Here is a 287-nt window from a genome sequence, read left to right as displayed (position 1 = left end):
GCTCGGTTATGTGCTGACGGTCCTCGCGCGTATGCCGGGGCCGCGATCCTCTATCCTGAGGACAGCGCGGCCGTTCTCCAGACTGAGCTGCACCGTTATGGGCTCTGCCGCGCCGGCGTATTTCAGGGCGTTGTCGAGCAGGTTCTTGACCGCTTCGGTCAGCATCAAGGCGTCGCCCTCGACATACGGCGCGGTTTCGAGGGTTTCGATGCGCAGGTTGACCTTCGTTCCCGTCCGCGACTCGAACTCGTCCGTGGCGCGTTCGACCAGCTCCAGCAGGTCGAGCG

General features: G+C 64.5%; 1 protein-coding gene. It reads right to left on the bottom strand.

Features of this window, described 5'->3' with window-relative positions; genetic code table 11:
* Nucleotides 1-6: 6 nt before the first annotated feature.
* Nucleotides 7-287 (bottom strand): ATP-binding protein (locus EN859_RS37355; RefSeq protein ID WP_245525903.1); only part of this gene is annotated, 281 nt, incomplete at its 5' end.

The organism is Mesorhizobium sp. M00.F.Ca.ET.216.01.1.1 (assembly GCF_004010325.2).
In the GTDB taxonomy this organism is placed as follows: domain Bacteria; phylum Pseudomonadota; class Alphaproteobacteria; order Rhizobiales; family Rhizobiaceae; genus Mesorhizobium.
This window is presented reverse-complemented; position numbering and strand designations above follow the sequence as displayed.